Annotated in this window: 23 protein-coding genes; 14 read left to right on the top strand and 9 right to left on the bottom strand. The window is 64.1% G+C overall.

The features are described 5' to 3' along the window. The first annotated feature begins 2 nt into the window (after window positions 1-2). Both otnK and otnC read left to right on the top strand, forming a co-directional pair. Window positions 3-1265: a 3-oxo-tetronate kinase gene (gene otnK / locus OCH7691_RS14720; protein ID WP_085884287.1), complete on the top strand. Its 1263-nt coding sequence runs from the start codon at window positions 3-5 to the stop codon at window positions 1263-1265. Further along, the gene (otnC, locus tag OCH7691_RS14725; RefSeq protein ID WP_085884288.1) at window positions 1262-1915 is read left to right on the top strand and encodes a 3-oxo-tetronate 4-phosphate decarboxylase; all 654 of its coding nucleotides are present in this window, start codon (window positions 1262-1264) and stop codon (window positions 1913-1915) included. The genes otnK and otnC overlap by 4 nt, the downstream gene beginning before the upstream one ends. A 147-nt stretch (window positions 1916-2062) precedes the next feature. Here otnC and yghU read toward each other — a convergent pair whose 3' ends face one another. The 4 genes from yghU to OCH7691_RS14745 all read right to left on the bottom strand — a co-directional run bounded on the left by yghU (window position 2063) and on the right by OCH7691_RS14745 (window position 5058). After that, window positions 2063-2938, bottom strand: coding sequence for a glutathione-dependent disulfide-bond oxidoreductase (gene yghU, locus OCH7691_RS14730; protein ID WP_085884289.1), 876 nt, complete (start codon window positions 2936-2938; stop codon window positions 2063-2065). Window positions 2939-3043: 105 nt separating this feature from the next. Continuing rightward, on the bottom strand, window positions 3044-3679 hold the full coding sequence (locus tag OCH7691_RS14735; protein WP_085884491.1) for a TetR/AcrR family transcriptional regulator: 636 nt from the start codon (window positions 3677-3679) through the stop codon (window positions 3044-3046). A 62-nt stretch (window positions 3680-3741) separates the two neighbouring features. Further along, window positions 3742-4407 carry a DsbA family oxidoreductase gene (locus OCH7691_RS14740; protein ID WP_085884290.1) on the bottom strand — a complete coding sequence of 222 codons (666 nt, stop codon included), beginning with the start codon at window positions 4405-4407 and terminating at the stop codon, window positions 3742-3744. Window positions 4408-4503: 96 nt separating this feature from the next. Then, on the bottom strand, window positions 4504-5058 hold the full coding sequence (locus OCH7691_RS14745) for a carboxymuconolactone decarboxylase family protein (RefSeq protein WP_085884291.1): 555 nt from the start codon (window positions 5056-5058) through the stop codon (window positions 4504-4506). A gap of 397 nt (window positions 5059-5455) precedes the next feature. Here OCH7691_RS14745 and OCH7691_RS14750 point away from each other — a divergent pair, with 397 nt between their 5' ends. The 3 genes from OCH7691_RS14750 (at window position 5456) to OCH7691_RS14760 (ending at window position 9503) form a co-directional block, all read left to right on the top strand. Beyond that, complete coding sequence (locus tag OCH7691_RS14750; protein WP_217808023.1) at window positions 5456-6898, top strand: PAS-domain containing protein; 1443 nt, start codon at window positions 5456-5458, stop codon at window positions 6896-6898. A 383-nt stretch (window positions 6899-7281) separates the two neighbouring features. Beyond that, entirely contained in the window at window positions 7282-8316 is a 1035-nt protein-coding gene (locus tag OCH7691_RS14755; protein ID WP_245826578.1) for an ABC transporter substrate-binding protein, read from the top strand. A 113-nt stretch (window positions 8317-8429) separates the two neighbouring features. After that, a complete protein-coding gene (locus OCH7691_RS14760; protein WP_085884294.1) occupies window positions 8430-9503 on the top strand; it encodes an ABC transporter ATP-binding protein in 1074 nt (357 codons plus the stop codon). A 12-nt stretch (window positions 9504-9515) separates the two neighbouring features. Here OCH7691_RS14760 and OCH7691_RS14765 read toward each other — a convergent pair whose 3' ends face one another. Together OCH7691_RS14765 and OCH7691_RS14770 are read right to left on the bottom strand one after the other, a co-directional pair. Continuing rightward, complete coding sequence (locus OCH7691_RS14765) at window positions 9516-10325, bottom strand: ABC transporter permease (protein ID WP_085884295.1); 810 nt, start codon at window positions 10323-10325, stop codon at window positions 9516-9518. Between the two features lies 1 nt (window position 10326). Beyond that, complete coding sequence (locus tag OCH7691_RS14770) at window positions 10327-11139, bottom strand: ABC transporter permease (RefSeq protein WP_245826570.1); 813 nt, start codon at window positions 11137-11139, stop codon at window positions 10327-10329. 367 nt (window positions 11140-11506) lie between these two features. Between OCH7691_RS14770 and OCH7691_RS14775 the strand changes: the two genes are divergently transcribed. From OCH7691_RS14775 to OCH7691_RS14785, 3 genes are read left to right on the top strand one after another with little or no spacing between them, the layout of a single operon-like run. After that, window positions 11507-11905 carry a RidA family protein gene (locus OCH7691_RS14775; RefSeq protein WP_217808025.1) on the top strand — a complete coding sequence of 133 codons (399 nt, stop codon included), beginning with the start codon at window positions 11507-11509 and terminating at the stop codon, window positions 11903-11905. Between the two features lie 54 nt (window positions 11906-11959). Then, window positions 11960-13996, top strand: coding sequence for a hydantoinase/oxoprolinase family protein (locus tag OCH7691_RS14780; RefSeq protein WP_085884298.1), 2037 nt, complete (start codon window positions 11960-11962; stop codon window positions 13994-13996). 12 nt (window positions 13997-14008) lie between these two features. Beyond that, entirely contained in the window at window positions 14009-15778 is a 1770-nt protein-coding gene (locus OCH7691_RS14785; RefSeq protein ID WP_085884492.1) for a hydantoinase B/oxoprolinase family protein, read from the top strand. Window positions 15779-15842: 64 nt separating this feature from the next. Here OCH7691_RS14785 and OCH7691_RS14790 read toward each other — a convergent pair whose 3' ends face one another. Next, window positions 15843-16955 (bottom strand): hypothetical protein, encoded by a 1113-nt coding sequence (locus tag OCH7691_RS14790; RefSeq protein ID WP_139839711.1) that lies wholly within the window; start codon window positions 16953-16955, stop codon window positions 15843-15845. Window positions 16956-17155: 200 nt separating this feature from the next. On the opposite strand from OCH7691_RS14790, the gene OCH7691_RS14795 reads away from it, so the two are divergent. Then, window positions 17156-17938 carry an SDR family NAD(P)-dependent oxidoreductase gene (locus OCH7691_RS14795; protein WP_085884300.1) on the top strand — a complete coding sequence of 261 codons (783 nt, stop codon included), beginning with the start codon at window positions 17156-17158 and terminating at the stop codon, window positions 17936-17938. Window positions 17939-17965: 27 nt separating this feature from the next. Here OCH7691_RS14795 and OCH7691_RS14800 read toward each other — a convergent pair whose 3' ends face one another. Continuing rightward, window positions 17966-18604, bottom strand: coding sequence for a response regulator (locus OCH7691_RS14800; protein ID WP_085884301.1), 639 nt, complete (start codon window positions 18602-18604; stop codon window positions 17966-17968). A 244-nt stretch (window positions 18605-18848) separates the two neighbouring features. After that, complete coding sequence (locus OCH7691_RS14805) at window positions 18849-19523, bottom strand: Crp/Fnr family transcriptional regulator (protein WP_139839712.1); 675 nt, start codon at window positions 19521-19523, stop codon at window positions 18849-18851. A 475-nt stretch (window positions 19524-19998) separates the two neighbouring features. Between OCH7691_RS14805 and OCH7691_RS14810 the strand changes: the two genes are divergently transcribed. The 5 genes from OCH7691_RS14810 (at window position 19999) to OCH7691_RS14825 (ending at window position 24634) form a co-directional block, all read left to right on the top strand. Beyond that, complete coding sequence (locus OCH7691_RS14810; RefSeq protein ID WP_176245074.1) at window positions 19999-22131, top strand: acetate--CoA ligase family protein; 2133 nt, start codon at window positions 19999-20001, stop codon at window positions 22129-22131. Beyond that, window positions 22128-22538, top strand: a complete 411-nt coding sequence (locus OCH7691_RS23340; protein WP_176245075.1) for a MaoC family dehydratase — start codon at window positions 22128-22130, stop codon at window positions 22536-22538. Before OCH7691_RS14810 ends, OCH7691_RS23340 begins: the two co-directional genes overlap by 4 nt. Beyond that, window positions 22535-22963 (top strand): MaoC family dehydratase, encoded by a 429-nt coding sequence (locus OCH7691_RS23345; protein ID WP_176245076.1) that lies wholly within the window; start codon window positions 22535-22537, stop codon window positions 22961-22963. The genes OCH7691_RS23340 and OCH7691_RS23345 overlap by 4 nt, the downstream gene beginning before the upstream one ends. A 5-nt stretch (window positions 22964-22968) precedes the next feature. Continuing rightward, complete coding sequence (locus OCH7691_RS14820) at window positions 22969-23739, top strand: sulfite exporter TauE/SafE family protein (protein WP_085884305.1); 771 nt, start codon at window positions 22969-22971, stop codon at window positions 23737-23739. A 106-nt stretch (window positions 23740-23845) separates the two neighbouring features. Next, window positions 23846-24634 (top strand): enoyl-CoA hydratase/isomerase family protein, encoded by a 789-nt coding sequence (locus OCH7691_RS14825; RefSeq protein WP_176245077.1) that lies wholly within the window; start codon window positions 23846-23848, stop codon window positions 24632-24634. Window positions 24635-24686: the final 52 nt, after the last annotated feature.

A 24686-nucleotide genomic window follows, 5' to 3' on the forward strand; every position in this document is an offset into this window, starting at 1 on the left:
CCGTGCTGCTCGGCTGTATCGCGGACGATCTGACCGGGGCCACCGACCTGGCGCTGATGCTGGCACGCGAAGGCATGCGCACGGTGCAGGTGAACGGCCTGCCCGAGGCATGCGCCCCGGCACCGGAGGCGGACGCCATCGTGGTCGCCCTGAAATCGCGCACGGTCGAGGCGGCGGAGGCCGTTTCCTGGTCTCTGGCAGCCCTCGACTGGTTGCGGGCGGCGGGCGCCCGGCGGTTCTTCTTCAAGTATTGCTCGACCTTCGATTCCAGCGACCGCGGCAATATCGGCCCGGTCGCCGAGGCTCTGCTCGAGTCGCTCGGCGCGCCACTGGCGATCGCCTGCCCCGCCTTCCCGGCCAACGGGCGAAGCGTCTATCGCGGGCATCTCTTCATCGGCGACCGGCTGCTCTCCGACTCGCCCATGCGCGACCATCCGTTGACGCCGATGCTCGACAGCAACCTCGTGGCCGTGCTCCAGCGACAGAGCCGGGGGCCGGTCGGGCTGGTTTCCTGCGAGACGGTCGAGGCCGGCGCCGAAGCCGTCGCCGACGCGCTGCGCGCGGCCGCCGATGCCGGCAGGCGCCTGATGATCGTTGACGCCATCAGCGACGGTCACCTTCGGGTTATCGGCGCCGCGGTGGCCGACAGCCTGCTGGTCACCGGCGGCTCGGGCGTCGCCCTCGGCCTGCCGGCGGCATGGCGCGCCCGGGGTCTGCTGCAGGGCCCGGCCCGGGAGGCCGCGATCGAGGCGCCTGCGGGCCCCGCGATCGTCGTGGCGGGGAGCTGTTCGGCGGCGACCCGAGCCCAGGTCGAAGCGGCACGAGCGGTCATGCCGCACCTGCAGATCGATGCCAGACGCCTGCACGAGGATCCGGCGGAGATCGACCGCGCCTGCGCCTGGGTGCGGGATCATCTCGGATCGCGTCCCCTGCTCGTCTATTCCTCCGCCACGCCGGATCTGGTCGAACTCCTGCAGCGGAAGCTCGGCCGGGAACGCGCCGGCAGCCTGGTGGAATCCGCCCTCGCCCGGCTCGCCGAAACCGCTGTCGGCGCCGGCGCCCGGCGGATCGTCGTGGCTGGCGGCGAGACCTCCGGCGCCGTCATGGCCGCGCTCGGGGTCCGGCAATTGACGATAGGCCAGGAGATCGACCCCGGCGTTCCCTGGACCCGTTCCGTCGACGGCCCCGATCTTGCGCTGGCGCTGAAGTCGGGGAACTTCGGGTCGGAGGATTTCTTCGCGAAGGCTCTCGGGATGCTGGCGTGAGCGAGGAGGCCCGCCTCCGCGAGGAGATCTGCCGTCATGGCCGCTCGCTGTTCGAGCGTGGCCTGACCGGGGGGGCGTCCGGCAACATCTCGGCCCGCTGTCCGGACGGTGGCCTGCTGGTCACGCCGACCGGCGCGAGCCTCGGGCGCCTCGACCCCGACCGGCTGAGCCGCTTCGATGCCGCGGGCCGCCTGGTCGCGGGCGACGCGCCGACGAAGGAAATGCCGCTGCACGGCGCCTTCTACGGGACCCGCGGCGAACGGACCGGCGCCGTGGTGCACCTGCATGCAACCCATTCGGTCGCGCTGTCGCTCCTGCCCGGCGGGGATCCCGACAACCTGTTGCCGCCGCTGACCGCCTATTCCGTGATGCGCCTCGGCAAGGTCAAGCTGCTCCCCTATTTCCGTCCCGGCGACCCGGCCATGGGCGACGCGGTCCGGAGCCTTGGCGGCCGGCGCTCCGCCGTGCTCCTCGCGAACCACGGACCGGTCGTCGCCGGAAAGGATCTCGAGGCCGCGGTCTGCGCCATCGAGGAACTGGAGGAGACGGCCAGGCTCGCCCTGCTCACTCGCGGCGCCAACCCGATCGGGCTGACCGACACGCAAGTAAGGGATCTCGTCAGTACGTTCGGGATCGAGTGGGACGACTGATTCCGGCTTGCTGCGGTTGCCACATCACGTTCCCCTGGATGCACCCGCGATAAGCAACAGCGCGTCGCTCCCGCCCGGGAAGGCTCACTGGACAGGCGCGCGAAGGCCCGGCCTCGACGAGAGACCGGGCCGTCTTGATCGGTCGTTTCAGGCGGCGTTTTCAGGCGCCAGCTTGTCCTGGGTCTTCAGATCGAAGTCCGACGCGTCGTGGCGCTCGTGGAGTTGTCCGGCCGGGTCGCCCCAGGTGCGGTTCACCATCCGCCCGCGCCGGACGGCCGGACGCGCGAGGATCTCGTCGGCCCAGCGGCGAACATTCTTGTAGCTTTCGACCTGCAGGAACTCGCCCGCGCCATAAGCCTGGCCCAGCACCAGATTGCCATACCAGGGAAACGTGACCATGTCGGCGATGGTGTAATCGTCGCCACTGAGGTACCGGCGAGCGGAGAGTTCCCGGTCCAGCACGTCCAGCTGGCGCTTCACCTCCATGGTGAAGCGGTTGATCGGATATTCGAACTTCTCGGGCGCATAAGCGTAGAAATGCCCGAACCCGCCGCCGAGATAGGGGGCCGAACCCTGCAGCCAGAACAGCCAGTTCAGTGCCTCGGTACGGGCGGCCGGGTCCTTCGGCAGGAAGTGGCCGAACTTCTCGGCGAGGTAGAGCAGAATGGCGCCGGATTCAAAGACGCGGCTGCCGGTCCCGGTGTCGAGCAGCACCGGGATCTTCGAGTTCGGGTTGAGCTCTACGAAGCCGGAGGAGAACTGCTCGCCATCGGCAATCCGGATCAGGTGGGCGTCATATTCCGCGCCGGTCTCGCCCAGGGCCAGCAGCTCCTCGAGCATGATGGTGACCTTCTGGCCGTTCGGCGTCCCGAGCGAATAGAGCTGCAACGGATGCTCGCCGCGGGGCAGCTTGGCCTCGTGCGTGGCCCCCGCGATCGGGCGGTTAATCTTGGACCAGTTCCCGCCGTTCTCGGCGTCCCAGACCCAGACCTTGGGCGGCTCGTAAGAAGCTGTATCAGACATGATCCTGTTCTCTTCCCTTCTTCATGTTGGCGGCAGCGCCGAACGACGCGACCTGCCGGATTTCGGACGATCCTTCGGAATGGGCGTGGCCTGAAACCACCTCATTCACGGGCATGCGTGCCCATCCTGCTTCGGCATGCCGGCGGGGTTCGCCCGCAGGCATCGGACCTCTCGCGCCATGTCGTCGGCCAGCGCGGCGACATCAGCCTGGTTCGTGCCAAGATGCATTTCGAAGCGCAGCGCGGCGATGTTCGCCTGGAACCTGCGGGCGAGCCGGTCGACATCCGCGTCGGGGTGCAGCTCGCCGGCTGTCCTGGCCCGCGCGAAAACCGCTGCGAACTCCTGCCGCATGCCTGCCAGGTAGGCGCGTGTCCGCTCGGCAATGACCGGTTCGGTCGCACAGCTGTCGACCAGCGACCTCGTCAACATGCAGGCCTGCCGCGCGGCATCGTCCGGCGAAAGCCGCGCGTAAGCGCGGATGTGCTCGGCGAGGCCCTCGAGCGGCGAGGACGCCTTTGCCATCTGTTCACGGAACCGCGCACGGGCTGCCTCGAAATATCGCTCCAGTGCCAGCAGATACAGGTTCTCCTTGCTGGAGAAGGCCGCATAGATGCTGCCCGGCTTCATCTTAAGCGTCGTTTCCAGGTCCTTGAGCGAGGTTGCGTGGTAGCCCCTGTCCCAGAAAAGGGACATCGCCGCGTCCAGCGCGGTGTCTCGGTCGTATGGGGCGGCACGTTTCATGATCCAAAGTCCCCCCGTGGCCGGCCGCTGCGCCATCGTCCGCAACGCCGTTTCACAGGATTTCAACCGGTTGCCTGGTCCTGCATCCCGGCCAGCTGTTCCAGGATGCGCGTATAGTTCTCGACGCCCTGCGCGCCGGTGACAAGGTGGCGGCGGTTGAAGATCATCGCCGGGACACCCCGAATACCCTGGCTCACCCAGAAGTTCTCGACATTGCGCACCTCGGCGGCATACCGCTGGTCGGCAAGAACGGCCAGGGCCTCGGACCGGTCCAGTCCGACATCGGCGGCGACGTCCGCCAGCACGTTGTCGTCGGACAGATCCCGTCGATCGGTGAAATGGGCCGCGAACAGCGCCTGCTTCAACGCATGCTTCCGGCCCTGCTGGTCGGACCAGTGGAGAAGCTGATGCGTGTTGAAGGTGTTGTGCATGCGCATGTCGTCGGCAAACCGGAAGACGAAACCTAGATCCGTGCCGAGTTCCGTCATCCTTACCCGGCTCGCTTCGGACTGCTCCGGAGTCGAGCCGTATTTCTCGACGATATGCTCGCGCAGGTTCTGCCCCTCCGGGGGCATGTCGGGGTTCAGCTCGAACGGATGCCAGTGGATCTCATGCGCCGTGCCGGTCGCATCGAGAGCCCGGGCAAGCTGCCTGTAGCCGATGATGCACCAGGGGCACACGACGTCCGAAACGATATCGATCCGGAGCGGTTCTGACTGGGTCGTCATGATATCTCCTTCAAACCCGATTCTCGCGCCTCGACACCGCCGCTCGCAACCGGGACCGGTGCCGGCCCGGTTCGGAAACCGGGCCGGCCTGATCGCTCAGGCGGCTTCGTGCCACTCGAACTTCTGGAATGCCCGGTCAACAGGGGTATTGGCAAGGTGGTTGGTGTAATTCGACATCACCTTCTGGGAATAGCCGAGAATGACCTCGAGGATATTCCGCTTGGTGAACCCCGCATCCAGGAAGGCCTGCACCGATGCATCATCGACGTTGCCGCGATCGCGAACCAGCTTCAGGGTGAAGTCGCGCAGCGCCTCGAGCCGGGCGTTCGGCAGCGGCGTCTTGTTACGGAGCGCTTCGGTGATGGCGTCGTCCACGCCCATGTTCTTGGCGATCCCGGTATGGGCCGGCACGCAATAATGGCAGGCATTCTCGACATTCACGGTCTGCCAGACCACCGTCAGTTCGTCCTTGTCGAAGCTCGAGTTCACGAACAGCTCGTGGACACGCTGGTAGGCTTCCAGAAGGCCCGGGGCCTCGGCCATGACGGCGTGCAGGCCGGGGATCCTGCCGAAGGCATTCTTCGATTTGGTGAGCAGTGCCTTGCTGCCCTCGGGCGCGGTCGCTTCGTCGTGCAAGGTGAAGGTGGTCATCGGTAACTCCTGGTTTGGTCGCCGGCCCTCTGCCCGTGGCGGGCTTTCCGGTCCGGTCGATGGTTCGTCATCGGTGTTCGCAAGAGATGGGGGCATTGAGTGATTGCTCAATGCTGTTTTTGAGCGATCACTCAAACGTGAAGGCTGTCGCGGGGATCACCGGGCGACTGCGACCACCGCCGAATTTCAATGGACATCGAATTTGAGTTATTGGGTCGGCGCTTCCGTTCCGCCATAATGAAGCCGGAAATCAGCGGACATGTGAACTTGTTCCGGAACGCTGTACTGCGTCTATTCAATGCAAACGCAAGTAATCTGTCGCATGCGCATGAAAGCAATTACGGGATTAGTTGACGATCCATGCGAATGGCAGTGGAAAACCGATGCGTTTCTGCGTTTGACCATTGCCGGCGCCGGCAAGCGTCCCGGCGCGAACCTGTTTCTTCCCCTGGGTTGGGAGGGAGTTTCCCTGGACGAACTCGCGCAGGGTTCCTTCCCGGCCGGCGCGGCGAACCTGATCCGCGAACGGAAACCGTTCTTCGACTGGGTTGTCCCCTATTCCGACGATTCCCAAACCGAACAAATGGTGCTTCTCAATGGCGAGCCCGTGTTCGATGGCGGGCTCGATTTCCGCGGCTATGTGGGGACCGGCCGCGCGGTCAATGGCAACAGCGACACCGCAACGCGGAACGCCCAGGCGCACGAGTTGCTTGTCGGCGCGATGGAGAGCATTTCCGAAGGCTTCGCGCTCTATGACGCCGACGACCGCCTGGTCATCTTCAACAGCAACTACAATTTCTTCAAGGACCGGGATCTGCGCGTCATGCGCAAGGGATCGCGGTTCGAGGAGATCGTCAGGGCTGCGGCCGACCACGGTTATTACCCGGCCGCGAAAGAGCAGAAGGCGCCCTGGATCGACGAGCGGATCCGGTATCACAACGACCCCAAGGGGCTTTTCGAGGTCCAGCTCTGCGACGGCCGGTGGCTGCAGATCGTCGAGCGGAAAACCTCGAGCGGCGGCACCGTTACCGTCAACACCGACATCACGGCGAAGAAGCACCACGACGAGGCCCAGCGTCAGGCGCAGAAACTGCAGGCGCTCGGACAACTGACCAGCGGGGTCGCGCACGATTTCAGCAATGTCCTGCTGGCACTCGAGTGCAATTTCGAGCAGCTGAAACTGGCCGTGCGGACGGGAAAATCACCGTGGACGCACCTCAACGCGTGCGGCGCCGCGGTCGAGATCGCCCAGGGCCTGACCCAGCGACTCCTGGCCTTCGCGCGCCGCCAGCCGCTGCAGCCGAGCGTTGTCGATGTCAACGAGATCCTGCGCGAACTGCACAGCATCCTGCGTTCTACGTTCGATGAGACCATTGCGATCGAGATCGTGCCCGCAGCGTCGTCTTGCCCGGTTCTCGTCGACCCGACCCAACTGCAGAGCGCGCTGCTCAATCTCTCGCTGAATGCCCGCGACGCCATGCCCGACGGCGGGATTCTGCGAATTGATTGCCGTTCAGGTTTTCTGGGGCAGGACTGGGCATCGCGGCATCTCGACATGAAGCCGGGGTCGTATGTCACGATTTCCGTCGCGGACAATGGCCATGGCATGACCCGCGAGGTCGCCGAGCGCGCGGTCGAACCGTTCTTCACGACTAAGGAACCCGGCAAGGGAAGCGGCCTCGGCCTCAGCATGTGTTACGGCTTCATCAAGCAGTCCGGCGGTGATATCGAGATTGAAAGCGAACTTGGCCGCCGTACCGTCATCCGCATCGTCCTGCCGAAGGTGGAGACCGGGACCGATGAGCGACCCGGGCGCCCGCGAGGCGATCCGGGGTCCTGACCGGGAGTGATCCCCGCGACCGGAGCCGGCCGGGCGCGCGGCGGTCAGCCGGATTGCGGTCCGAGGCGATTTCAAACACTCTTCAGTAGAAGAGATCACCCACCCGTCCCTGGCGCCCTGCATCATTCGGCGAACAACGATTACCCGAATGAACACCCCGGCAGTTCATCGGAGCAATCATGGCGAATACCCTTGAGCCGGCGTTTTGCAGTCCATCACTATGTACTCGACTTATCCAATTAATCTCAACGCTATGTCAGTTCGACTGCCATCAAGACGTTACGATTTGGTCGACGGGAGAGCCTGATTGAGAACCGTAGCTTCATGACAGGGAAGGAGTACATAAAGTGACTTCAGGACGAAACATCGGCAGCTTGCTGCTCGTGGCGTCGGTTGCAGCTCTCGGGCTCACTCTGGGAGGACCGGCAACGGCAGCAGACAAGTATGTCACGTTTGCCGGATGGGGCGGCGTCACACAGGAAGCCGAGCGGAAGGCCTATTTCGAAAGCGCCGAGAAGGAACTCGGCCTCACCGTGCGGGAGGACCGGCATGGCGGATACGGCGGTCTGAAGGCGCATGTGCAGGCCGGAAACGTATCCTGGGACATCGTCGGCACCGGTTTCGCGATCTGCGAACGCGCCGTCAAAAACGGCCTCGCCGAGGAACTCGACTACAGCAAGATCGATACGAGCAACCTGCCCCCTGAGTTCGTCAGGCCGCATTACGTCGGTCTCTGGACGTTTTCCTACGGGATCGCCTACCGGGCCGACAAGTATGGCGACAACCCGCCGCAGGGATGGGCCGATTTCTGGGACGTGAAGAAGTTCCCGGGTCGCCGCTCGCTCTGGGCCAGCGGGCGATATGTGCTTGAAGCCGCCCTGATGGCGGACGGCGTCGCCCCGGGCGAGGTCTACAATGGCCTCATGGGCGACGGCGGCGTCGATCGCGCCTTCAAGAAGCTCGAGGAGATCAAGCCTGACGTCGCCGTCTGGTGGACCTCGCAGGGCCAGGCCATGCAATTGATCCGGGACGGCGAGGTCGACATGATCCTGCTGGCCAACGGACGCGCAGGCGCATTGGCCGACGACGGCGCAGCAGTCGGTTTCCAGTTCAATCAGGCGCTTCTGGATGTCGAAGGGTTCATGATTCCGAAGGGTGCCCCGCACCCGGAACTGGCCTACGAGGTCATCAATCACAGCTTGAAGGCAATGCCTCAAGCCATGTTCACGAAGCACATCCAGTACGGCCCGACGAACCCCAAGGCATACGACACCGGAGAGATCTCGCCGGAACAGGCGGCGAAGCTTCCGACGTCCCCGGAAAACATGCCGAAACAGGGGATCGTTTCCGCGGAGTGGTACGCGTCGCAGGCGGGAGAAGACTCTCTCGCGCGTTTCGCGACGTTTCTTCAGCAGTAGCGGCACCGGGGCCGGCCCCCTACGGGAGCCGGCCCCATCCGCCTTGACATGATCGGCAGGGCCAGAACGCCCTGTCTGTCGACGTTCCAGACCCGAGACAGTGGAATACGCCCGTGAACGCCTCTTCGCTCCCGATCCGTCTGAATGACATCAGCAAGCATTATGGATCTGTAGCGGCGCTGTCCTCCGTATCGCTCGATATCGAGGCCGGCGAGTTCGTCACGCTTCTCGGCCCGTCCGGTTCCGGCAAGACGACCCTTCTGAATATCATCGCTGGCTTCATCCGGCTCGATTCCGGCGCCGTCCATTTTGGCGACACCGATGTCTCGTTCCTGCCGCCGCACAAGCGCGACCTGGGCATGGTCTTTCAGAACTACGCCCTGTTTCCGCACATGAGCGTCGCCGGCAATGTCGGGTTTCCCTTGCGCCCGCGAAAATACGCGAAGGCCGATATCGCTCGACGGGTCGAACGGGCGCTCGAACTGGTCCGCCTGGGCGGCTATGGCGAACGGCGCGTCAGCGAGCTTTCGGGCGGCCAGCGCCAGCGCGTGGCCCTGGCCCGGGCCGTCGTGTTCGAGCCCAAGATCATCCTGATGGACGAGCCCCTCTCCGCGCTGGACAAGCAGCTCCGCGAAGAGATGCAGATCGAGCTCCGTCACCTGCATTCCACGCTCGGCGCAACGACGGTCTACGTCACCCATGACCAGCGCGAAGCGCTCACGATGAGTGACCGCATCGCCATCCTCAGCGATGGAAAACTGGATCAGGTCGACACGCCGCAGGAACTCTACGATGCCCCGAAATCGCGTTTCGTCGCGGAGTTCGTGGGTGAATCGACGCTCATTCCGGTTTCACGGATCGACGACAGGCGGGTCAGGTTCGGCGTCAGCGAACTGCGGACGGAACGCGCCCTGCCCTCCGGCGAGCAGCTTCTCCTCGCGATCCGTTCGGAGAAACTGAGATTCTCCGGGGAGGCCGGCGACGACGTGAACTCCCTGCCCGGCTCCGTGGAGGAAATCATCTACCAGGGCGACAGTATCCTGGTCTTCCTGACGCTCGAAGGCGGCGGTCGTATCTCGATGCGGCGTCCGGCACGGCACGACAGCAACGTCGCCATTCCCGCCGTCGGGGAACGCATCGGACTTGGATTGCACCCGTCCCACACGGTCGTCGTCCCGGCGGACTGACCGTACCATCGCCTATTGGCGACGATCCCTGTTCACGAACGACGCGGCGAAGCCGACCACCAGACTGGTCACGATCAGGATCGAACTGATCGCCGCGATCGTCGGGTCGATCTCGTCGCGAAGAGCGGTGAACATGATCTTGGTCAAGGTCGTGTTCAGACCGCCCGAGATGAACAGCGCGACGATCACTTCATCGACCGCAATGATGAAGGCGAACAACATGCCGGAGACGACGCTCCCCTTGATCTGCGGAAGCGTGACGAGAATGAACGCCCAGAACCGGTTGTAGCCGAGACTGCGCGCCACCTTCTCCTGGTTCATGTCGAAATTGCGCAGGCCCGCCAGGGTCGTCACGAGCACGAACGGGAGCGTCAGCATCGTGTTTGCCACGATCAGCCCGGTCAGCGTGTTGATCAGGTGGAGATTGGCCAGCACGAAGAACAGCCCGATCGCGATGATGATGTGGGGCACCATCAGCGGCAGGAGCAGCAACACCTGGATGCGCTTCATCAGCGGCCAGCCGCTGACATGGATCCCGTAGGCGGCCGCAACGCCCAGCGGCGTCGACAGCAGGCAGGCGAAGAACGAGACCTGGAGAGTGACGAACGTGGCGTCGATCCACTCCGGTGTCGTCAGGTACTGGCGATACCAGCGAAGCGACCAGCTGTCGGGAGGAAAATCGAGAAACCGCGAGTCCGAGAACGACATCGGGATGACGATCAGGATCGGCAATATCAGAAAGAAAAGCGCTGCCACGACAAACAGATAGAGCCAGATCCTGCGATAGTGGCTGACCAGGCCCGAGGTCGTATCATTATCCATTCTATTCGCCCATCAAGCGTTCGACCGCGAGGAACCGGTTGAGGATCCAGAAGATTCCCAGAACGACGGCAAGGAAGACGATCGCGACCGAACTGGCCGCCCCCCATTCGAAGAAGAGGTTCACGTTTCTCTCGATCAGCATCGAAATCATGATGGTGCGGCCGCCGCCGAGAATTGCGGGGGTGATATAGAACCCGACGCTCAGAACGAAGACGAGCAGAGCCCCGGCCAGGAAGCCCGGCAACGACAACGGAAAATAGACGGTCCAGAAGGCGAAGGTCGGACTGGCCCCCAGGCTGTGCGCGGCCTTCACCAGGCTCAGGTCGATCCGCTTCATGTTGGCGTAGAGGGGCAGGATGAGAAACGGCAGCATGATGTGCGACATGCCGATGATCGTGCCGGTCACATTGTGGACCAGGTAAAGCGGTTCATCGATGATCCCGATGGACATCAGCGCATCGTTCACCACCCCTTTCCGCTGCAGCAGGATGAGCCAGGCGTAGGTTCGGACAAGCAGGCTCGTCCAGAATGGGATGACGACGAACGTGAGGCCGATTGCCGCCCACCGCCTCGGCAACTGGCTGAGGACGTAGCTCACGGGATAGCCGACGATCATCGCGAAGGCGGTGACCGCGACGCTGATCTGGACCGTCAGCCAAAGGCTTCTGGAATAGGAGGAATCCTCCAGCATTCGTGTGAAATGCCGCGCGGTGAATTGCCCGTCTTCATAGAAGGAGAGACCGAAGAGCCAGGCAACCGGCACGCCCAGGAAAAGCGTCACCATGACCAGCGCGGGCACCGTCAAACCGAACATCTTCAGGCGTTCGCGCCGGATTTCCCGAGTGGCCTCCACACGCCGACCGGTCTGAGGAGTGAACTGGCTGTCGGTGCCTATGGCTTGGGGCGCCATTTCGTCTCCTGAACGTCTGCCGAGGTCAAAATTCGCCGATCTGCCGCCGATGAGGCGCGCTTATGGTTGTCACCCGAACGCCATATTAATCGAACGCCGCGCCGATACGACACAATCCATTTGCGACCGGAAAGATGATCATCGGTAGACCGAAAATGGTCAAACGACGATCACTTCCGGGTAGTCGTACAGCCGCGTCTAATTACGTTGAATACTACGATTCCGGTATGCAGGATCGCTGTCAGTAGAACTCAATTCTGGGGAGCGTCCCGTGGATCGGCTACTCATCGATTCAGGATCGAAAATGGAGAAGGTCGGCGCCTATTCTCGAGCTGTCGTCGATGGCGACTGGGTTTTCGTCTCCGGATGCGGTGGCCATGACTACGTCACCGGCGCCATAAGCGAAGACGTGGCCGAGCAGGCGGCACAGGCCTTTCGGAACATCGCGTCGGCGCTCGACAAGGCGGGCGCGGAACTCGCCGACGTCGTCCGGATCAGCCTGATCCTCTCCGACGCCGCCGACTATCCGAAGGTCGCGCCTGTCCTTCGGGACAACCTCGACAAGGTGCGGCCTGCTTGCACGGCATGGGTCGCGCCGCTGATGGATCCCCGCATGAAGATCGAGATCGAGGTTACAGCCCGCCACGACCGGCAAGCCTCCCGATCCTGATCGCGCGACCGGGATCAAGCCTCTCCGTATATTCGAACGAACGGGTCGGATGACATGACTTCACGAGTTGTTGGCGTAGACGTCGGCGGTACTTTCACCGACCTCATCCTGATCGACGAGCAGACAAACAGCGTGTGGCTGGAGAAGGTGCCGTCGACACCCCAGAATCAAGCCTTCGGCGTGATCTCGGCAATCGAGAAGACAAAGCAGGACCTGGGCGGCATTCGCGAGATCGTTCATGGCACGACGGTCACGACCAACGCCCTTCTGGAACGCAAGATCGCGCGGTGCGGCCTGATCACCACCAGGGGTTTCCGGGACACGCTCGAGCTTGGCCGGCGAACGAGGCCGGCGCCCTACGGCCTGATCGCCCAGTTCACGCCCTTGATCCCGCGCAACCTGCGCGTCGAGGTCGACGAGCGAATGGATGCCGAAGGAAATGTCGTCGTTCCGCTCGACGAAGGACAGGTCGCCGAAGCGGTCGAACGCCTGCGCGAACTCGGCGTCGAGGCGATCGTCGTTCATTTCCTGCACAGCTACATCAATCCGGCGCACGAACGACGCGCCGCCGAGATCGCCCGCGGCATCTGGCCGACGAACTATGTCACCGCGGGCAGCGACATCATCTCGGAGTTTCGCGAGTTCGAGCGTGGCGTCACCGCCACCGTACACGCGGCCGTGCAACCGGTCCTCGACCGCTATCTGTCCCGCTTGCAGAGCGAGCTCGCCAACAAGGGCTATGCCCGCGATCTTCTGGTCATGCAGGGGAACGGCGGGCTCGTCTCCTCGCGCATTGCCGCCGACGACGCCGTGCAGACGGTGATGTCCGGCCCTGCATCCGGCGTTTCCGCAGCCGCCTACTACGCGACGGCCGCCGGGTTCGGTCATCTGGTGACCTGCGACATGGGCGGCACCAGTTGCGATATCGGCGTCGTGAAGGGCGGCGTGCCGGAAATAACCACCGAGAAGCAGCTCGAGTTCGGACTGCCCATTCATGTTCCGATGGTCGACGTCCACACGATCGGCGCCGGCGGCGGAAGCATCGCCTATATCGACGACGGTGGCATGTTGCAGGTTGGTCCGGAATCGGCGGGCGCCTCGCCCGGCCCGATCTGCTATGGCCGCGGCGGCGAACGGGTGACGCTGACCGATGCCAACCTCCTTCTCGGGCGACTGGACAAGGACAACCTCCTTTCGGTCGACAATCCGGTCTCGATCGACGCCGTCGAATCCGCGATGACGACGCAGATCGGCGAGACGCTGGGCCTCGGCCCGGCGGAGAGCGCCGCCGCCGTCATCCGGATCGGCAACAACAAGATGGCCGGCGCCATTCGCATGGTCACGCTCTCTCGCGGCCTCGACCCTCGCGATTACACGCTGTTCGCTTTCGGCGGCGCCGGCCCGCTCCATGCCGTCGCGATCGCCAGGGAACTGGGTATCCCCCGCGTCCTGGTCCCGCTCCGGCCCGGACTGATCAATGCGTTCGGATGCATCGTGGCCGACGTCCGGCATGACTATGTGAATGTCATCAACAGGCGGCTGGAAGACACTGATATCGCTGAGGTTCATCGCGTCCTCAGAGACCAGGTCAAGACCGCCAGGGAGACCGTCGAAAGCGAGAATGTCGAGATCGACGACCTGTCGTTCACGCATCACGCGCACATGAAGTTCGACGGCCAGACCCACGTGCTCCGTATCAAGCTCGATGATGTCGATGTCGAACTGGCGGAGCTGCGAGCCCTGTTCGATGAAGCATACTGGAACCGCTTCGCGGTCCGGCTTCCGGAAATGCGCCCGGTACTGGTCGATCTCCACACGACGGTCTTTGGCCGCCGGCACAGCCTGCCGCTTGAAACGCTCCTCGCCCGGGAAGCGGCCGACGATATCGGCGACGCCGTAGTCGGCGAGCGCAGCGTCTGGTTCGAGGAGGGCGGCTGGCAGGCGACGCCGATCTACCGCCGGGAGCGGATCCCACCCGAAACGAGGTTCTCCGGTCCCGCCATCGTGGAACAGCTCGATACGACGGTCATCGTCGAGCCGGGCGTCGATGTGGAAGTCGACAGTTTCGGCAATCTTGTTTTGGTCGTGTGAGGATTGATGGCGATGAGCACTATTGATGACGTCACGCTTGCGGTGATCCAGAACGGTCTGCAGCAGGTCTGCAACGAGATGGACCTCGCGTTTCAGCGCGCCGCATTCAGCCCGACGATTTCCGAGACGATGGATCGTTCCGACGGCATCTACCATCGCGACACTGGCGACCTGATCGCGCAAGGCGAATGGGGCATGCCGATTTTCGTCGGCTGCATGCAGTTCTCGACCCAGGCGGCCCTGGCCTATATCCAGGAGCGCGGCATCGAGGTGCGCCCCGGCGACGTGTTCATGTTCAACGATCCCTACATGGGCGGGACGCATGTCATGGACGTGAAGTTCCTGCGCCCGTTCTTCTACAAGGGGCAGATCTTCGCGTGGTTCAGCAACACCGGGCATTGGCCCGACTGCGGCGGGATGGTGCCATCGGGGTTCTCCTCGACCGCCACCGAGATCGAGCAGGAAGGCCTTCGCCTGCCGCCCGTCAAGATCTTCAAGGAAGACGAGATCGACGAGGAGATACTGTCGATCGTCTTGTCGAACGTTCGCGTCTCCGAGGAGCGGATCGGTGACATCAAGGCACAGATCGGCGCGCTCACGATCGGGGATCGGCGGCTGACCGAACTTCTCGACCGCTACGGCGCCGACACGGTCGATTCAGCGATGGCCGAGTTTCGCACCCGGGCAGCGCAGCTGATGCGCGCGCGAATTGGCACCATTCCCGACGGGACCTACGAAGGGGAAGCGTTCGTCGATTCGGATGGAATCGACGACAGGCCCTTGCGCATCCACGTGACGATGCGCAAGACCGGGACCGAGCTCCACTTCGACCTGTCGCAGTCGAGCCCGCCCTGCGCCGGCCCCATGAACAGCGTGCTGGCGACGACGAAATCAGCGATCTACCTGGCCGTGAAGCACATCTTCCCCGACGTGCCGATCAACGCCGGCACGTTCGAACCGATTCACATTGCCGATCCGGACGGGACCTTCCTCTACGCCGAGTATCCGCGACCGGTTTCCGGCTGTGCCGCCGAGGTCAGCCAGCGCGTGTGCGAGGCCGTCTTCGACGCCCTGGTCAAGGCGGTGCCGGATCTTTGCTGGGCCGCACCGGCCGGAACGGTGGGCAACCTTTCGCTCGGCGGCAGGGACCCGCGCCGGGACCGGCACTATGTCATGTACAACCTGAGCGGCGGCGGATACGGCGGCAGTCTCTACGGCGATGGCATGAGCAACGGCTGTTCGACGACCGGGAACGCGGCAACCGCACCGGTCGAGGTGCTGGAACAATATTATCCAATCCTGTTCGAACATTATCGCCTGCACGAGCGATCCGGCGGACCGGGCAAGCGCCGCGGCGGCCTGGGCGTGAACTATCGTGTCAGGCTGCGCGGCGGGAATGCCAAGCTCTCGTTCATCATGGACCATGGGCGTAGCGGACCGCTTGGCGCGGCGGGCGGCGCCGATGGCGCGGTCAACCGTATCGTCCTGTCCTACAAGGACGGCCGCCAGTACATCCCCAGGCATCTCAGCAAGGATCAGGGCATCTCGATGACCGAGGGGGATTCCGTCGAGGTCTGGACGCCGGGAGGCGGCGGCTACGGGAATCCGCTGGAACGCGATCCCGCCTCCGTCACCAGGGACGTCTTTCTCGAGTATTACACGATCGAGGATGCGGCGAAGGATTACGGGGTCGTGATCGATCCGGAGAGCGGAACAGCCGACCTCGCCGGGACCGCGGCGCTCAGGGCGCAAATGATGAAAGAGCGGGCAGCCTCGGCCTGACGAAACCGATCGCCGATCTGCCGGGCCATCGCCGACCCGGCAGATCCGGCCGTATCGTGTGCCCTCAGCTCGCCGGCTTGCCGATCAGTTCTCCACGGATGGCATCGAGTCGTGTGCAGGCGATTTCCAGGTCCTCGAGGCTCGCGACCGGATAGCCCTCCGCGAGATCGAATTTTCGCGACGCCATGGCTTCATGGGCATGGCCTGTCAACGTGACCCGGCGGGCCGCTTCGTCGAGGACGATGCCCTCCATCTGTTCGAACCCCTTGTTGAACGCGATCGCGTCTTCCCGCGAAATGCCGTCCGGGAGGTTCAGCGATACCTCGCCGTTGTCGATTCTGACGGGGTACCCGCCCGGCAGCCCGAACGGGCCCGCCGCGTGCCCCACGTAGGTCTGGCCGGTGAGAAACGCGTGCGCCATCGGCACCACGGTGGTGCCGGTGATCTGGTTGAGTGAATCGTCCGATGCCGGCGGGAACTTCAGATCGCGGAACCGGGCCATGAAGTCCGCGACCTCCTCACCGTCGATCCACGCTTTCGGGTTGATGTTGCGGCGTTTCTCCGGCGGCTCCCTGAAGTCGGCGACATGCGGCTCCCACTGCGCCAGCATGCGGACCTTTCCGGGTTCGCGCGACCCCAGCATGGCCGCGGCCGACGTGGCGACGATGTCGACATTGCCGAAACCGAGCGGCACCGTCAGCCCCATGGCCTTGATGATCGAATTGGCAAGGTCGGGATAGGCACCGTTGATGACGACCGATCCGGTGCCGGCGCGCTCGATCGCGCGAACCAGCCTCGCCGTCAGGATCGTGTGAAAGGGCGTGGCAAGACCATAGCCACCGTCGCGGATCAGTTGCGACCACGCGCTGCTCTCGGCGAGCGCCCAGGGCGACTGCATCGATGCCGTCTGGACGACCACCTTCGGCTGCAATTGCCTCATCGCGCCCTCGAGCGCCTCCGGGCTGGACCAGTCGAGGATCGCCGGTTCAACGAAATTCGGGACCGAGAGCGCGGCCGCCCGGGCATTCGCGGCCAGCGCCAGCCACCGGCACCGCTCGGCATTGCGCCCGCCTATGGAGATCCTGAGCGGCCTCCCAACTCCGGTCGTGGCGAAGGAAAACAGCGCCGCCTCCGCAAGCGAGCCCGTCCCGGCCAGCAAAAGATCACAAGGATTCATCCACTATCTCCCAACCTCGATAGAATCGGCGTGCATTGCCGTATAGTCAGCCATCTTCCGGATCTGACACAGAGCATTTCAAGAGAATTCGTGACCGGTGGTCACTTGATTTACCCGCAGTGAACAGATGGCCATTTCGATTGTTCGAATGAATACTTAACGGGCGATTCCCGCGCGCTAAGGTGTGACAGGAGGAACTCATGAAACTTCGAGACCAGGTTGCCATCGTGACCGGTGGCGCAAAGGGTATGGGCCGGGAGATCACCCTGGCGCTGGCATCCGAAGGCGCGCATGTCCTGCTGGCGGCACGGGACGCGACGGCAATCGAGGCGGTCGCAGACAAAGTGCGCGCGATGGGCAGACACGCCGCGTCCGCCGTCGTCGACGTGACGAACCCGGAACAGGTGCGCGCCATGGCGGACGAGGCGCTCGGGCTTCCGGGCGGCCGCATCGACATCCTCGTCAATGTCGCGGGCATTCCGGGCCCCATCGAGACACCGGTTCAGGATGTCGATCCGGCGGCGTTCGACGAGGTCATGCAGGTCAACGTGACCGGCACCTTCCTTCCCATCAAGTATGTCGTCCCGACGATGATCGCGCAGCGCTACGGGAAGATCGTGAACATCGGCAGCAATTCCGGGACCGCGGGTTACCCGAACCGGGTCGGCTACGCCGCAAGCAAATGGGCGGTGCGAGGCATCACGCGGACGATTGCGATCGAACTCGGGCCGCACAACGTCAATGTCAACTGCATCAACCCCGGCATCGTCGACGGCCCGCGGATGCAGCGGCTGTGTCACGACCGGGCGGCGGCGCGCGGCGTCAGCGAGGAGCAGATCCGAGAAGAATACGCGGCAGCCCAGGCCATTCGGCGGATCACGACCGCCCGGGACGTGGCGAATGCCGTCCTGTTCCTGGTCGGCAAGGAAGGGCAGAACATCACCGGGCAGGATATCGACATCGACGGAGGCTGGGGGATCTGAAACCCGGTCGAACGACCTGAACCTGCTTCAGGGAAGGCCGCGCTCGCTCGCGATCATCACGGCCTGCGTCCGGTTCTTGGCCCCGAGTTTCCGGAACAGTCCCCGCATGTGATACTTGACCGTGTACTCCTCGGTATCAAGAGATCGCGCGATCTCCTTGTTCGAATTGCCTTTCTTCAGGAGGCCGAGAATGGTCGCTTCGTCTGAATTCAGGGGCTCTTCGAGTTTCCTGGCGGCCACCTCGGCCGCCGCCGCCAGCTGCTCTTCGATCTGATCGACCAGCTTCGACGGCACATAGCGATCGCCGGCCAGGATGAGCTGGATCGCGCCGACCATCGCGCGGGCCCCCATGGACTTTGGGATGAAGCCCGACGCGCCCGTTTTCAAGGCCTTGACGATATTGTCGGGGGTGCTGAGTCCGGACAGGATCGCGACCGGCACGTCGGGCACTTTCTGCCGCATCACATCGAGGCCCTCGAGCCCGTTCATGCCCGGCATATCGATATCTAGCAGGATCAGGTCGAGCGACTCCGCCGCTTCCGCCGACGCGAGCGCCTCCTGAAAGGTCCGGACCGAAATGACCGACAGGTTCAGATCGAGGCCTTCGAGGTAGGACGTCACGGTGTCCCGTACCAGGTCGTGATCGTCGGCGAACAGTATTCTCATCTGGAGCGCCTGTCGCCAGAGCGCCGCGCAGGATCGTGCCCCGCGCGGGCGTGCCCCATGGATACAGGGCCATGCGGCGGCCTGTTGCTGCCCTGACGCGTGAGAAAAGCTGTTCCCATGGGATATCCGGCCGCTCCAGATGGCGCTCAGTATGCTCAGCGCAGTTTCCCGAAAGTCTATCTCCCGGGAGGATTATGTCAAAGGTATCATTACCTTAACGCGGTCGAAGCCGGATGGTCGGGCGTTACAGCAAATCAGGGCGACGGATCAGCAGCGACCTGTTGCCGACCTTGACGATCCCCTTCGTCTGCAACCGGTCCAGCGAGATCGTGACCCACTGGCGGGAGCAACCGAGCATTTGCGCAAGAGCCTCGTGCGTGAAGGGGGCGCCCAGAACGATACCGTTCTTCTGCTCCACCCCGTGGATCGCCACCAGATTCCGCAGCAGGAGGCAGAGCCTCTCGGGCACCGAATTGGTACCGAGCATGTGGATCAGCGTGGAGAAGCACTTACCCTTGAATTCAAGCGCCTCGATCATGGCGACGGCGAAACGCGGAATCTCGCTGATCAGCTGCCGCATGTTCTCGCCGGAAAAGAAGTACACCTCGGTGGGACCGACCGCCGTCCCCGACCAGACATGCACGCTCTTGCTGAGCACTTCCGGCGTTCCGACGAGATTGCCGGGCCCCCAGTAGGCGAGCGTGATTTCCCGACCGCTCGGCCCGGAATAGTACGTCCGGATCATCCCGGACTTGATCGCAAAGACCCCTTCATGGGTCGCTCCCTGGAGAAACAGCGTCTCGTCCGACGTCAGCTTTCTGAGGCGGGCCCGCGCGAGCACGGTGTCGAGTTCGATTTCCGTCAGTGACTTGAAGAGATCGGGTTGCCGAACATCGGCGGCCACGTCATCGTCGGTCACGACGGCATTTACCCAGGCATTCCGGTTACTTCGATCGATAACAGTCACAGCACAACTCCCCCCGTTGCGGCCGCAGACAATGATCGAAAATCTCGTTAAAATTGAAGATCACTGCTGCAATTATTCTTTTGTTTGTACTTTCGATTATTTTTCGTTTTCTCTTCTCGCGCCATTTGGGTAACGCGAACGACTCCTTTCACCATGTTTTTCTAAAGTGTGTCGGCAAACGGCGGGAATGACAATATCCGGATTTGATCCGCAGGCCGGCCGGTAGCAACCGGACAGCGACTTGAAACGATTTCGGCCACTTGCCGGGACGAACACCGGCTATCGCGCCTGATCAAAGATTATGCACATCCCCGCCGGGACGTTTGTCAATTGCTTGACAGACAGGCGCGCCGCCCTGGCCAAGAGTGCCGGTCAGATACGAACCGCATCCATCCGAGCCGATACCCGTACGAAAGGCGACGACACCGTGTCCCTGTCCAACTCAGCCGACATAGAGTTGCGCGCGCTTCTGGAGCCGCGCTCGATCGCCATCATTGGCGCCTCCGCCGACCGAGGGAAAAACTCGGGCCGACCGGTGCATTTCCTGCACGAGCACGGTTACGAGGGTGAGGTCTTTCCGGTCAATCCGAAGTACGACGAGATCCTCGGCTGGACCTGCTATCCCGATATCCAGGCGGTCCCGAAACCCGTTGATCTGGCGGTCGTCGTCGTGCCGGCCGTTGCCGTTCCCGAAGTGGTCAGCGCGGCGGCGCGCTGCGGGGCGCGGAGCGCGCTGATCATTTCATCCGGTTTTGGCGAAATCGGTGGAGACGCGGCGGCAGCGGAGCGGGAGATGATCGCCATCGCCCGGCGCCACGGCATGCGCGTATGCGGTCCGAACTCGACCGGCCTGATCAATACCGAGAACCATCTCGTCACCACCATCAGCCAGGCGGCGGACGGCATGGCGGCGACCCCCGGCGGACTCGCGCTGGTCAGCCAGAGCGGCAATTTCGGAACCTTCATGATCGACCTCGCGATCGCCCGGCAGATCGGCGTCTCGCATTTCGTTTCCTCGGGCAACGAGGCCGATCTGGGCTTCCCGGACTATGCCGCGTTCCTGCTCAACAACCCGAAAGTCGATGTGATCGCCGGCTACATCGAATCGATCCGCGATCCGTTCCGCCTGCGCGAAGTCGGACAGATGGGCCTGAATGCAGGCAAACCGATCGTCATCGTGAAAGTCGGTCGCACGGCCTCCGGCGCGCGCGCCGCTCTGTCCCACACCGGCGCGATCGTCGGCGACGACGCACTCTGCTCGGCAATGCTCGAACAGAGCCGGATCCTCCGCGTCGAGACCGAGGAAGAGCTGCTCGACGTTCTCCCGATGCTGTTGAACAAGCGATTGCCGTCGGGTCGACGGGTTGCCGTGCTGTCGGTTTCCGGTGGTGGCGCGACCATGGTCGCCGACGCCTGCGAGGCGATGGGCCTCGACGTGCCACCGCTGGGTGAGACGACAATGGCCCGGCTGCGTGAGGCTGTTCCCTATTACGGTGCCGTGACCAACCCGGTCGATCTGACCGGACAGGTGATGACGACGCGCGGCAGCGTCGGCCATTGCCTGGACGCGGTCGCGAACGACGACGACATCGACGCGACCATCCTCTTCCTCGGCATGATGCAGAAGAACGGCGAGCAGATCGCCGATGAAGTCATCGCCTGCGCGGAGCGCAATTCGAAAGCGTTGATCGTTTCCTGGGTCGATGGCCCGGCCGGGCCGATTGCCCGACTGCGCGAGGCCGGCATCTGCGTGACCACGGCGCCGGCGCGCGCCGGCGCGATCGCCCTGAGTCATGCTGTACGTTACGCGGAATGGGCCGGCCTGGCGGAGCCTCGCGCACGCCTGAAGACCGTGGTGCCAACCGAGACCGTACATCCCGGAACCGGGTCGACGGATCCGGCAAGGGGCCGTGAACTCGTTGCCGCTCTCGGCATCCCCCAGCCGCGCAGCAGGACCGTCTCGACGGCGGAGGACGCCGTGCAAGCCGCGGAGGAAACCGGTTACCCCGTGGTCGCGAAGCTCGCCCATCCCGTTGTCGCGCACAAGACCGAGGCCGGCGCGGTCCGGATCGGCCTCCGAACCGCCGGAGCCGTCCGCGAGGCTTTCGAGCATATGGCCGATGTCGGCCGCGGGCTCGGGGCCGAGAAAGTAGTCGTCACGGTGGAGCAGCAGATCGCCGCCGGCACCGAAGTGATCGTCAGCGTGCGGCGGGATCCGCAATTCGGGCCGGTCCTCAGCGTCGGCCTCGGCGGCATCTGGACCGAACTGCTCCGGGACGTCGCCGTCGGCGTGCTCCCGATGACGACGGCCGATATCGAGGCGATGTGCCGGCGCATACAGGGCGCCGCCATTTTCGACGGCTATCGGAGCCAGCCGGCGGTCGACCTGCCCTTCGTGGTCGATGTCCTGCAGCGGCTCGGCGACGCGGCCCTGGCCGAGCCGTCGCTGTCGCTTCTCGAGATCAATCCGTTGATCGTGCACGAAGCCGGGAACGGTGGCGTCGCCGTCGACGTGCTGATGGCGTCGGACGGGACCGCACCCGATGGAAGCGGCTCGTGACCGTCCCCCTGCTCGACTACGGGCGGATCGCGATCGGAGAAATCTACGCCGATCGGGAGATCGTCGCGACCGCCGAACAGGTTGCCGGATATGGCCACGCCGTGCGCGCGGCCGCCGGGTTGCCGGAACGGGACGACGACGGCATGTCATTTCTTCTCCCGGCGAGCTGGGCGATCCCGCGTGTCTCGTTCACCGACTGGCGCGTCCCCGGTGGCGGGATCCACGCCCGGCAGTCGTGGAGGAACAGGCTTCCGGTCCGGATCGGCGACCGCCTCCGGTTGCGCACGACCGCAATCGGCAAGTACGAACGGAACGGTCGCCGCTATGTCGAGTTCGCCGCCGATCTCCGGCGCGCAGACGGCCAGTCGGTCGGCGACGGCGTCCTGACCATCGCGTGGCCGGCATGACCTCGGCCCCGTCCCTCCCTCCCGCGCGGCTTGACCCGCATGCCTGGATCATCACCCAAGCGCAGATCGAACTTTACGGCAAGGCGGCGGGCGCGGACGACCCGATCCACATGGACCCGGTTGCCGCGAAGGAGACGCCGCTTGGCGGGACCATTGCCCAGGGCATGCTGGTGCTGGCCGTCATGGGAGAATACGTGGCGGCCCGGATCGCAAGCCCCGCTGTCTGGATTGCCGGAGGTGAACTCGATGTACGCTTTCGACGCCCCGTCCGTCCCGGAGATCGGCTGACCATTCACGCCACGAAGGCGGATCAGGCGTCGAACGGCGCCGCCGGTGCGGCGACATACGAGATCTGGTGCGAGAACCAGCATGGAGACCATGTCGTCGCGGGCCAGGCGCATATCCCGCTCGACGGATTCCGGTAGTCCAGGTGCCCAACGAGATCATCGTCATTCTCGCCATGCAAGCGGCGATGCTGCTCGCCGCGTTTCTCCAGTCCGTGACTGGGATCGGCTTCGGCCTGATCGCGGTGCCGATCCTTCTGATCGCCCTGCAGGGAGGCTCGGCGGTGCAGGTCGCCATCGTGCTCAGCCTCCTGGTCTGCATCGTCATGTCGACGTCGCTGTACAAGCTGGCGGATCGTCCGGTTCTGCGCGATCTGGTCTATGGCTCGATCCTCGGTTTGCCGGTCGGCATCTGGCTTTTCTCGGCCATCGACATCCTGACCCTGAAGGCGGTGGCGGGGATCACGACTGTGCTGATGGCGCTTCTCGTCGCCGTTCGAAGCTCGCTTCGGCCCTGGCATCTGCTTACCACCCTCGGGCGCCCCGGCTATGTGGGGGCCGGTATCCTTTCCGGGGTCATGAGCGCGGTTCTCGCCATGCCGGGGCCGGCGGCGGTAACTCATCTCGCGGCCACCGGCTTCGACAAGGACGCGACGCGGGCAACGAGCCTCTCGCTTCTTGTCCTCTCGCACGCAGCCGCCCTTGCCCTGCAGGCCGGCTTTGTCGGCATTTCCGCGGAAACGGCCATGACGTGCCTCTGGCTCGCGCCGGCGACCATCGCCGGAACCTTCATCGGGCGCAGCGTCGCGGCTTATGTGCCGACGCGGCAGTTCAGCTGGGCCCTGGTCGTCATTCTTCTCGTCACCGGTTCCTCGATGCTGCTCGCCGTCACGCTCGGCGATCAACTGCCGCGTTAAAGCGGCGGGCGGGGCCCGGTTGGTCAATTGGTTGACAGACACTTGCAGTGCCTATCCCTAGCGTCACTCGCATGGGGACCTGGTGGAAATGAAACGGAACGGAACCTTGGCAAAATCGGATCTGTCGATCAGCGAGGAACATGACGGGCGGCTCGTCCGCGTCGTGATCGCGCGACCGGAGCGGCGTAATGCGCTCAGGGCACAGACCTTCCGCGAGTTGTTCGCGCTGTTCGACCGTCTGCGGTCGGATGCCCGATGCACCGTCCTGACGATCACCGGCGGCGGCGATCGGGCGTTCTGCGCCGGCGCCGACATCGAGGAAATCTCCGGGCTGGAACCGCATGAATTTCGTGCCTTCTGCCAGAACACGATCGAGCTTTACCGCCGCATGCGTGCCCTTCGGCAAATCGTCGTCGCCTCGGTCAACGGCGCGGCATACGGGGCCGGCTGCGCCCTCGCCATGGCTTCGGACCTGGTCATCGCCGACGCGCGCGCGCGCTTCGCCCAGCCCGAGATAAGGGTCGGCATCCTTGGCGGCTCCGCGCTGCTGCCGCGACATCTTTCGAACCCGCGCCTCGCCGCCGAGATGGTCCTGACCGGACGGTCGATTTCGGCGGACGAGGCCGAACGATACGGCCTCGTCAACCGCGTCACATCAGCCGACGGGCTCACCGCCGAAACCGACGAGATGATCGCGACGCTGCTCGCCCTGCCTGCTGGCGCGCTCGCCCTGGCCAAACAGGCGCTGGTTCGCGGCGACGCCGTCCCCGATGCGATCGCGGCCTTCGAGATACAGCAGGACCTTGCCACGGCCGCTTTCGCGCTGCCGGAGCGGGCCGAGCGCATGCAGGCCTTCCTGTCACGAACCGACGACCGACCGAAGGCCCGCGGCTAGAGCGGACGCCGGACGGACCGATGTTTCATCAACGCCACGACGTCAGTACAAA

It is taken from the genome of Oceanibacterium hippocampi, assembly GCF_900172325.1.
GTDB lineage: Bacteria > Pseudomonadota > Alphaproteobacteria > Sneathiellales > Sneathiellaceae > Oceanibacterium > Oceanibacterium hippocampi.